At 68.2% G+C, this 8,948-nt stretch carries 11 protein-coding genes; 2 read left to right on the forward strand and 9 right to left on the reverse strand.

Annotated elements, in window-relative coordinates; genetic code table 11:
- The 7 genes from E1264_RS04560 to E1264_RS04585 form a co-directional block, all read right to left on the reverse strand.
- Positions 1–702 carry an ATP-binding cassette domain-containing protein gene (locus E1264_RS04560; RefSeq protein WP_132169863.1) on the reverse strand — a complete coding sequence of 234 codons (702 nt, stop codon included), beginning with the start codon at positions 700–702 and terminating at the stop codon, positions 1–3.
- A complete protein-coding gene (locus E1264_RS04565) occupies positions 699–1,619 on the reverse strand; it encodes a branched-chain amino acid ABC transporter permease (protein ID WP_132169865.1) in 921 nt (306 codons plus the stop codon). Before E1264_RS04565 ends, E1264_RS04560 begins: the two co-directional genes overlap by 4 nt.
- Positions 1,616–2,491, reverse strand: a complete 876-nt coding sequence (locus tag E1264_RS04570) for a branched-chain amino acid ABC transporter permease (RefSeq protein ID WP_132169867.1) — start codon at positions 2,489–2,491, stop codon at positions 1,616–1,618. The genes E1264_RS04565 and E1264_RS04570 overlap by 4 nt, the downstream gene beginning before the upstream one ends.
- Positions 2,492–2,531: 40 nt before the next feature.
- Complete coding sequence (locus E1264_RS04575; RefSeq protein ID WP_132169869.1) at positions 2,532–3,731, reverse strand: ABC transporter substrate-binding protein; 1,200 nt, start codon at positions 3,729–3,731, stop codon at positions 2,532–2,534.
- The gene (locus E1264_RS04580) at positions 3,728–4,078 is read right to left on the reverse strand and encodes an EthD family reductase (RefSeq protein WP_132169871.1); all 351 of its coding nucleotides are present in this window, start codon (positions 4,076–4,078) and stop codon (positions 3,728–3,730) included. Before E1264_RS04580 ends, E1264_RS04575 begins: the two co-directional genes overlap by 4 nt.
- A gap of 305 nt (positions 4,079–4,383) precedes the next feature.
- Positions 4,384–4,539 carry a hypothetical protein gene (locus E1264_RS43060; RefSeq protein WP_165963998.1) on the reverse strand — a complete coding sequence of 52 codons (156 nt, stop codon included), beginning with the start codon at positions 4,537–4,539 and terminating at the stop codon, positions 4,384–4,386.
- Positions 4,540–5,345: 806 nt separating this feature from the next.
- The gene (locus tag E1264_RS04585; RefSeq protein WP_132169873.1) at positions 5,346–5,750 is read right to left on the reverse strand and encodes a GNAT family N-acetyltransferase; all 405 of its coding nucleotides are present in this window, start codon (positions 5,748–5,750) and stop codon (positions 5,346–5,348) included.
- A 196-nt stretch (positions 5,751–5,946) separates the two neighbouring features.
- On the opposite strand from E1264_RS04585, the gene E1264_RS04595 reads away from it, so the two are divergent.
- The gene (locus E1264_RS04595; RefSeq protein WP_132169875.1) at positions 5,947–6,255 is read left to right on the forward strand and encodes a hypothetical protein; all 309 of its coding nucleotides are present in this window, start codon (positions 5,947–5,949) and stop codon (positions 6,253–6,255) included.
- A 229-nt stretch (positions 6,256–6,484) separates the two neighbouring features.
- On the opposite strand, the gene E1264_RS04600 is transcribed toward E1264_RS04595, so the two are convergent.
- The gene (locus E1264_RS04600; RefSeq protein WP_132169877.1) at positions 6,485–7,231 is read right to left on the reverse strand and encodes a response regulator transcription factor; all 747 of its coding nucleotides are present in this window, start codon (positions 7,229–7,231) and stop codon (positions 6,485–6,487) included.
- Positions 7,232–8,180: 949 nt separating this feature from the next.
- Here E1264_RS04600 and E1264_RS43065 point away from each other — a divergent pair.
- Positions 8,181–8,345 (forward strand): hypothetical protein, encoded by a 165-nt coding sequence (locus E1264_RS43065; RefSeq protein ID WP_165963999.1) that lies wholly within the window; start codon positions 8,181–8,183, stop codon positions 8,343–8,345.
- A gap of 154 nt (positions 8,346–8,499) precedes the next feature.
- On the opposite strand, the gene E1264_RS04605 is transcribed toward E1264_RS43065, so the two are convergent.
- On the reverse strand, positions 8,500–8,853 hold the full coding sequence (locus E1264_RS04605) for a hypothetical protein (protein ID WP_132169879.1): 354 nt from the start codon (positions 8,851–8,853) through the stop codon (positions 8,500–8,502).
- Between the last annotated feature and the right edge of the window lie 95 nt (positions 8,854–8,948).

The following is an 8,948-nucleotide window of genomic DNA, read 5'->3' on the forward strand; positions in this document are numbered from 1 at the left end:
TCATCTCCCCAGGTAGGCGCGTGAGACGGCGCGGTCCTCGGTGACGTCCTCCGGTGCGCCGGAGAACGCGACACGGCCGTCGTCCAGCACGGTCACGTGATCGGCCACGGCGAGCACCAGCCGGATGTCGTGTTCGATCAGCAGGACGCCGATGCCCGCCTCGCGCACTCGGAGGATGCTGTCGAGCATCCGGCCGCGGTCCGCCTCGTCCAGCCCCGAGGCGGGCTCGTCCATCAGCAGGACGCGAGGTGTCCCGGCGAGGGCCCGGACCAGGTCGGTCAGGCGCACGCCCATGAGGTCCAGCCCCGCCGCGCTCCCGGTGCCGATGTCGGTGAGCAGGGAGTCGACCAGCGCGTCGCAGGCCGGATTGGTGCGGCCCTCGGCGTTGGACGCGGCGCCGGTGAGCACGTGCTGCCGTGCCGTCAGCGTCCGGAAGACGAGGGGGTGCTGGAACGTCCGCGAGATGCCGAGCCTGGCCGCGTGGTGCGGCGACCGCGGCAGGTAGCGCCTCTCGCCGAGGCTCATCCGTGCGCCGGCGGACCGCACCTGGCCGGTCACCGCGTTGACGAGCGTGGTCTTACCTGCGCCGTTGGGGCCGATCACGGCGTGGATCCGGTCCGCGGCGATCCGCATAGAGACGCCGTCCAGGACGGTCGTGCCCGAGAACCGGACGGTCAGGTCGTCGATCGTCAGCTCGCTCATTTGAGCACCGTCGTCTTCTTGCCGAGGCTCAACAGGCCGGCCGGGCACAGGATGAGGATCGCGAGCAGGACGATCCCGTTCACCAGACCGGTATACGTCTGGAGACCGGTGAGAAGCTGCGGGAGGATGCTGACGACCGCGGCGCCCAGCACCGGACCGGCCGGGACGTCAAGGCCGCCGAGCCAGGTCACGAACAGCACGCTCAGCATCGCCGCCATCCCGAACTGGGTCGGGTCGATCACCCCCAGAAGGGGCGCCATCAGGCTCCCGCCGAGCGCGACGAAGGCGTTGCCCAGGGCGAAGGCGTAGAACCGGTAGCGGGCGACGTCCACCCCGCTGGCCTGCGCCGCCACGCGGGCGTCGCGCACGGCCCTGATCCGCACGCCGAGCCTGGACGCCTTGATCATCGCGTACGTCGCGACGGACGCGACCGCGAGCACCGCCGCCACCAGGTAGTTGACCTGTTGCGAGGAGAGTCCCCCCACCGCCGGCGCACCCGGGACGGCCAGCCCGTACGGGCCGTTGGTCAGCGACTTCCACTCCGTCATGATCACCTCGACCAGAAGGACGATCATGAACGACGACATCGCGGCGAAGAAGCCCTCAAGGCGCATCACCGGCACCATCACGACCGTCATGACGACGGTGCTGATCAGCGTCCCTCCCACCACCGCGAGCGGCCACGGACCGCCATGCGACTGGACGATCCCGGTGGCGTAGGCGGCGACCGACATGCAGGCGGCTCCGTGCAGCACGACGACGCCGCCCATGCCGAGGATGACGTTCGATCCCACCCCGATGACGACCCAGGTGGACGCGAGGGCGATCAGATACAGCCACAGCGGCGAGCCCGTGAACATGTGGACGACGAGGCACGCGAGCGCCGCCACCGCCACGGCCCAGGAGCGAGCGTTCATGCGCGCTCCGCCTCCGGGCGGCCGAACAGGCCCTGCGGCCGGACGACCAGGACAATGATGATCAGGCCGACCGGGAAGGCGGTGAACGCCAATGGCCCGACCCAGGTCGCGGCCGCCGTCTGGGTGACCCCGACGGCGAACGCGCCGAGGGCCGAGCCCATCAGGCTCGTCAGCCCGCCTACCGCCACGCCGGCCAGCGCGCCGATCAAGGGGTTGACCATCATGGCCGGGGCCGGTGAGATGCCGTTCGCCAGCAGGATGCCGGCGAGCCCGGACAACAGGCCGGCGACGCCCCACGAGACCGACCGCACGCGGGAGGCGTTGACGCCGACCAGCCCCATCGTCCCGGGACGTTCGGCCACCGCTCTGACGACGGCCCCGGTGGCCGTCCGGTACAACACCAGATAGGCCACTATCAGCACCATGGCCGACATCGCGTAGGTGACGAGCGCCGTGTGGCTGAACCTGTTCCCGCCGAGCACCAGGGCCCCGTCCAGAGAGAGGGATGCCGGCCAGTCGAGCGGGCTGGCGCCGAAGAAGACGTTCAGCACCGCCCGACCGAGTTCCAGGACCAGAATGCTGGCCACGACCACGACTCCCGGCCCATGCGCCGGCAGCCTCTTGAGCAGCGGCAGGGCGACGAGGAGCTCCATCACCACCGCGATCAGGGCCGCCGCGAGGCAGCCGAGCCCGACCGCCGCGAGCGCGGGCCAGCCCGCCTGGGCGAGCTTGAGACTCACATAGACCGCGGCGACCGCGAATGTGCCGATGGCGAAATTCACGACCCGCGTCGTGCTGTACATCACCGCGACCGCGATGGCCAGCAGGGAGTACTGCGCTCCGACCTGAGCACCGGTGATGAGGACATCCATCGCGACTCCAGTTCGTTCCGGGGGCTCTGCCTGCGAAGCGCTATTCGCCCTTGGCGGCCAAGGTCGCGGAGCCGTACAACCCGTTCGCGCCGGGCACTTCGTTGTCCTGATAGGTCAGCACCGTCACGGCCGTCGCTCCGGCGTGCTGATCACGGGAGAAGGAGTAGGGGAAGTACAGCCCCAGGTCGACGCGCGACATCTTCGTGGCGAGCGACTTCTGGACCGACTCGCGAGAGACGTCGCCGCCCGCGCGCTTCATCGCTTCCGCGAGCAGCATCACGCCCGCGTATCCCTGAAGGTTGCCGTTGTCCGGCCAGGCCCCGTACTTCTTCTTGAAGTCGTTGGCGAACTCGGCCATCCGCGGGCTCTTGGAGTCCCCGGCGATCAGCGTCGGCCACATGGCCGACGACGTGAAGCCCTTGAGCGTCCCGGCCTTGGCCAGCGCGGTGATGGTCGCCCGCAGCATGCCGCCGTTGAAGCTGACGAACTTCGTCGTGATGCCGGCCTGCTGCGCGGCTTTGAGCAGGGGAGGCAGGTCGTAGACGACCACCAGAGTGACCTCGGGGGCCAGCGCCTTGAGCTTGCGCAACTGCACACCGTAATCGCTGGCCGTCAGCGGGATCTCGATACGGCCCGCGAGGAGATCGCTCTTTCCGTTCTCGTCCAGCCACGCCTCGACGCCATCGGCGGACGCCTTGCCGTACGGGTTCCCCACGTGGACGACCGCGATGCTCGACGGCCGCAGGTTCTCGACCACTGAGCGGGTCAGCCCGGCGGCTTCGTAGTCAGCCGGGACGTTCGACATCCAGGTGTACTCGCCCACGGGTTTGTGGATCTCCGAGGCCGTGGCCTGGGAGACCATGGTGGGGAGCTTCGCCTGATCCACCAGCGGCTTCGCCGCGAGAGCGGCGGGGCTGCAGGTGAACCCGGTGAGTGCGACGACGCCACGGTCACCCATGAAACGGCGAACGTTGGCGAGCGTGGTGGCCGTATCGCATTTGTCGTCCCGGACCTCCAACTCGAGCTCGCGGCCGTTGACGCCGCCCTCGCGATTGATCTTCTCGATCGCCAGGACCGCGCCGTCACGGCCCGTCTCACCGAAGAATCCGGCGGGTCCGCTGAGGTCGAGCGACGCGCCGATCTTGATCGAGTCCGAACCGCCGGACGCGGCCACGCCGCAACCGGACGCCAGCACCAACGCCGCTGCGACCGCCGCACTGCCGGCACAGCGCCCGCTCATGCCGAGGTTCCCGCGGTGCCGGGCCCGGGAAAGACCTCGTTCTCGTTGACGATCATCCAGGTGCTGCTGCTCATGTCTGCGAAGTTCAGCTCGTCGGCCCGGAGCTCGTCGGCTCGCGAACCCTCGAACGATCGCCGGATGGCGTCCATGTCGTCGAACCACAGCTCGGCGACGCCGTCGTACTCCCACGCCTTGGAACGAACCCGCACGCCGACGTTCTGGATGTAGCGGCGGCACTCGGGCAGCGACCGCGTCACGACCTCCGAATGAACCGTCTTCCAGTGCTCACGGCACTCCTCGTACGGCTTGTCGTCCCGGAACTTGAACATCGCGATGATCTTGGGCATCGGGGTCCTCTCCTGCGTACGAGCGGCGCCTTCACTTCGAAGTCGAAGTTGAGACCATGTTCAAGTACTATAGTTACGCCGATCACGCTGTCAAGCGTCCCCCTATGTTTAGAAGGCCTTCTAGCCCACACAGCAGCCTGATCGAGCGCTCAAGAGGCCATACACCCCCGAATAGATTGTGAGGCGACGCCAGCGGGGCGACCCAAACACACGCCGCATCCAGCAACATGCCCGGCCGGCCCTGGCTCCCGCCGAGCAGATCCTGGTAGATGACAGCGTTGCCGCTGGTCTTCGGCTTAGCAGGCTCAGCCTGCGGGGTGCCGCCCGCCCGACAGTTCGAACACCTTGGCGTTCGCCGTCCGGCGGCCCGGCAGGTCCGTGACCCGCTTGGCCGGTGCCGCCTTCGCGCTGGACGGCATCAGGTCATTGCGCGGCATGCCTTCGGCCTTCAGCTCGCGCAACTCGGGTCCGTCATCACCGAAAAGACCCTTGAAGCGGTCCCAGGCGTTTCGCTTGCTCTCCGGTTTCCACCCGTCCCCAGGCTCGGACGCCTCAGCATCGGCCGGGGCTGCGCGGCTCTGACCGGCGGCGCCAGCGCCAGAACCACGACGGAATTCCTGCTAGAAGCCTGCGAAAGCTGCTCACCTAAAGGTCCCTCCTCACCGGCCGCTGACGGCACGACGTTCGACAGCCGCTACCCGGAGAAACGCACAGCAAGGCACGATCTCCGGGCAGCATGAACGCCCGCACGAAGACCTTGAGTTCAGACACGACGGCACCACCGCAACGGCGCCAAAACGATCAACGAGAAGACAGCGAAATCACCGCTCAACAGGCAATCAGGAACTGCCGAGGGAGCTCATACAACCTCCAATAGGCCAATGAAGGGCGTGCTCCCCCGGGCACATCACAACGTCACCGACAGCGGCGACTCCCGGTGGAGTCGAAGCACGGCCAGCTCGTCTTTATCAACCCCAGCCACCAGGGACTCCGACATCGGCCACCGTGATCGCGCGATCGTCTGCCTAAGTAGGCGGACCTCATGAGCGTCACATCGATTCTGAAAGATTTCTTGAGCGGGGCGCTGACGGGGGCAAAACAGAGCAGGCCATAAGCGGCGACCCCAACCCCCGCCTCCTACGCTATCTGCGGGCATTCGTCCGACCGACGCCGAAGAAATCGCCTCAGGACCCGTTGCTAATCCGGTGATCTTCAGGCGGTTATTGTTCTGTTCGCGAGGCGACAGCAGCGTCCTCAGGGCTTGGCGTCACCGCGTGAACGTCTTGGCGAAGATGATGCCTTGTCGCTGGTAGCCCATCTGAGCCTCGTAGAACGGGACGGATACGGGACGGGCGGCGAAGGCTTCGAGGGTGAGCAGCTGAGCACCGCGTTCGCGGCCCCACTGCTCAACCGCTTTCATCAACGCGGTGCCCGCTCCGCCACGCCAGTGACGGCGCTGCACCGCGAGCGCGTTGACGAACACCCGGGGCAAGCCAACATCTCGGGTCACCTGCCGGTCGGCCTCCTCGTGCGGGGACAGGAAGGCGGCATGGACGAAGCCAACCTCATCGCCGTCGCGGTCACCCACGCGGACGAACGTGTCTTCCCCGGCGTTGAGCAACTTGGTCGTTGTCTGCTCGGCGGCTCCGAAACGGGCGGTACGGAACGGCATGTACCGGCACGATGATGCTGCTGCTTACAGGAGGGTGTTCGCTTCGGTGATCTTCTCCAGTGCCGGGGTGACGACGTGCCGTTCGGCAGCGAGTCTGGCCTGAGCGCCATACTCCAGCCCCAAGGCGGCATCAGCGCAGACAGCCCTCTGGCACCCACGGCCGTCGTCGAGATCGACCGCAAGGCCACCAAACGGCGTGGTCTCGCTCGGACGCACCCCCGTCGCGTTGGGCAGGGACCTGATCGGCAAGCACGTCACCCTGCGCATGTACGGCGGCATCGTGTATGCCATCCACGCCGGGCTCCTGGTCAAAACCCTTCCCGCCCCGATCCTGCGCGAGCTACGCGCCAAGCTCACCGGCGCGCGGACCTCCACCACGCCACTGCCTCCGCCCCCGTCCCAGCCCCGACAGGCCATCCGGCGCATCGGAGCCGACGACACCTTCGCCATCGCCCGCCAGACACTCCGGCCAGGGATCGCCCACGCAGGCAAACCGTCACCGTGATCATCGAGGAGACCTGCTTACGCGTCCTCGACGGAGACGTCGAGATCTCCACCCACCCCGCAAAGGCGACCCCGTCACCCGCTACATAACCGACTCCCGCTAAAGTCATTGGAGCGCTGAGGCACCGCAGCACGCTACGCCGCGCACAGCCTCACTCGCCATCGCCTGACGGTAGTGCGGTCCCCGCGAACTCGGATGGTCTCGGACCGCATTTTTTGGAACGCCGTTGTCAGCTCCAGCCGCGTTGGGCGGCGAGTTTTCCGGCTTGGAAGCGACTTGTGGTGCCGAGCAGGGCGAGTAATTCGCCGACGCGCCGGGTGTAGGTGCGTGGCGACAGGTTGAGGCGCGCGGCGGCTGCTTGGTCGGTGAGGCCTTCGCTGAGGGCGGCCAGGACGGGGGCGAGGTGAGTCGGCAACTCGTGGGGGTCGTGGTCTGCGGTGGGGTCGGCTCCGGTGGCCCACCAGTGCTCATGCACGTTGACCAGCGCGTTCACAACGACAGGGTCGCGGACAACGAGCATGCCGTTGTAGAACACGTTCATGTCGAGCGGGACCAGCGCGACCGTGCGGTCCAGCACGGCAAGACGGAGCGGGATCTGCGGGATCACTCGCGCCGTCCCGCCGTCGTTCCATTGGATGGTTCCAAGGCCGGCGTCCCTGGCCAGTCCCTGCGGAGAGGTGATCTGGCGGACGGTGGGGATCTGCGCGACCGTCCGGCGAACGCAACCGGCCGCGTGCAGAAGCATCCGCTCGGGCACACCCTGGTCAAGGCAGCCCGATGGATCGTCGAAGGTCAGCAGTTCGTTCCGGGCCGCATCTGACAGCCGGGCCACTATTGGCCCCACCTTGGGTGCGTCCACGCGCTGGGCCGGCGGGCGGACCCCCCGCGCCGAGTAGTACGCCGATTCCTCCAATGCCTGGCCGACCGCTTCGCGCACCTGCGTCCGTCGTAGCTCGGGAACGTTCGGCTTCGGCATCTCATGCCCTTTCGTCCAGCCCCGGCGGCGGAGGGCCTGGCTCGTTGGTTCCTCCCTCAACCAATGGCTAGTTTACGCCACGCATTTGATCGACTTCGAGGTGTAGTCAAGACTCGCGCCTTGAGCAGCAACCGAATGGGCCAGTCACGTTGAGGAGCTGGTCGTTCCGATGTGGATGGGCTGCGCAGTGGCCGGAGAGCCACCTTCGAGACAGGAGTGCATATGAGGAAACAACGCTCGTTGACCAGGGCAGCGTCCATAACGGCGCTGGGTCTGCTCGCGGCGGTCCCGTTGGACGCGAGCGGCCAAGCTGCCTCCGCCGTCGGCGGCGGCTCGGTGAGCCGGTCGGCCCCAGCGGAGGCACCAGCCGGGAGCGTCCCGCCCGGCGCGTCGCCATCGGCCCGGCAGGGCGTCCGCGTCGTGGTCGCGCAGTGGGCGCAACCCTACCTGCACGTCCGGGACAGTCCGGGCTGGCCGGGCGGCTATCCGGGCAAGATAATCGGCACGATGCGGTCCGGGGCCGCCGCAATAGCCATCTGCACGACCGAGGGCGCCGAAATAACCGCCTTCAACGGCAGGACCGGCTCGATCTGGTCAAGCTCAGGGGCGGCGGCGCCTGGCTATGGGACCACGGGCTCAACCCCCCACGAGATCCTGCCCCCGTGCGTCGGCGGGTGCAGAAGCAAAACCGACCGCGCCACAAGCGCCACGACTGTCCGGAACGATTGCCAAGCCCGCGAGGAGGGCCGATGAACCCCTATCGAACCGGGGCCGGGATGGTCGCGACGCTGGCGCTGCTGGCCGTGGTGCCGACCTCGGCCGCGATCGCCGACTCCCCTGCCCGCCTCCGCGCGGACCGGGTCACCGTCGGTGACTGGGCCAGGCCCCTGCACATCCGGGTCGATCCGGGGCTCCGGGCATCCCGCCCGGCAGGATCCTCGGCTCGATCATGCCGCCCGCGCAGGCCAGCGCCCTGTGCCATATCACCGACGGCGCACAGATGACCGCCTGGGGCCGGACCAGGTCGGACTGGGTCAAGATCCGGTACGGCTGGGAGGGGCACGCGTGGCTGTGGGGCGGCGGCCTGAACCCCTACTCGCTCCGTGAGTGCTAGCGCCTGTCCGGTGGATCCTGTGTTGATCCACGGCAGAGCGGTGACCAGGACTTTGCGGGCCATGCCGGTGGAGTCCTTGACCGATGACGAGGCGGCGGCGTACGGGCGGTTCGCGGGGCCGCCGCCTCAGGCGGACTTGGAGCGGGTGTTCTTCCTAGATGTAGCGCCGCGCCAACCCGTCCAGCGTCCGGCCCGGCACGACGGCGAGGAGGTCACCGATCCGGGCCTGCTCGGGCGGACGGCCCAGCGGCCCGGCGAAGAACGTCCGCCGCGACGCCGCCAGGCACTCCCGCGCCCAGCCATAGAAGGCCAGCCACGCCGCCCCCGGTCCCGGGGCCAGCAACTCCACCTGCTCCTCCATCCGGCCCGGATCGCGGAACGCGCGCAGCCACGACCCATCTGCGAAGCGGTAGCGGCACAACTCCTTCGGCTCCACCATCGCGCAGCCGACCCCCAGGTTCCTGAACAGCTCCGGCATGGTGAGCAGCGACGGGCCGAGCGAAAACACGAACCCTCCCGCTCGTGCCCGGCCAGCTTCCCGCCGAGCCGGTCGAGCCGCTCGAACAACCGGATCTCATGCCCGTTGCGCGCCAGCTCCAGCGC

This window comes from Actinomadura sp. KC216, assembly GCF_004348535.1.
Taxonomy (GTDB): Bacteria; Actinomycetota; Actinomycetes; order Streptosporangiales; family Streptosporangiaceae; genus Spirillospora.

Excerpts from the sequence above, each read along its gene's own strand:
- E1264_RS04560 (WP_132169863.1), bottom strand. The coding sequence starts at position 702 with ATGAGCGAGCTGACGATCGACGACCTGACCGTCCGGTTCTCGGGCACG.
- E1264_RS04585 (WP_132169873.1), bottom strand. The coding sequence starts at position 5,750 with ATGCCGTTCCGTACCGCCCGTTTCGGAGCCGCCGAGCAGACAACGACC.
- E1264_RS04600 (WP_132169877.1), bottom strand. The coding sequence starts at position 7,231 with ATGCCGAAGCCGAACGTTCCCGAGCTACGACGGACGCAGGTGCGCGAA.
- E1264_RS04565 (WP_132169865.1), bottom strand. The coding sequence starts at position 1,619 with ATGAACGCTCGCTCCTGGGCCGTGGCGGTGGCGGCGCTCGCGTGCCTC.
- E1264_RS04575 (WP_132169869.1), bottom strand. The coding sequence starts at position 3,731 with ATGAGCGGGCGCTGTGCCGGCAGTGCGGCGGTCGCAGCGGCGTTGGTG.
- E1264_RS04570 (WP_132169867.1), bottom strand. The coding sequence starts at position 2,491 with ATGGATGTCCTCATCACCGGTGCTCAGGTCGGAGCGCAGTACTCCCTG.
- E1264_RS43065 (WP_165963999.1), top strand. The coding sequence starts at position 8,181 with ATGCCGCCCGCGCAGGCCAGCGCCCTGTGCCATATCACCGACGGCGCA.
- E1264_RS04580 (WP_132169871.1), bottom strand. The coding sequence starts at position 4,078 with ATGCCCAAGATCATCGCGATGTTCAAGTTCCGGGACGACAAGCCGTAC.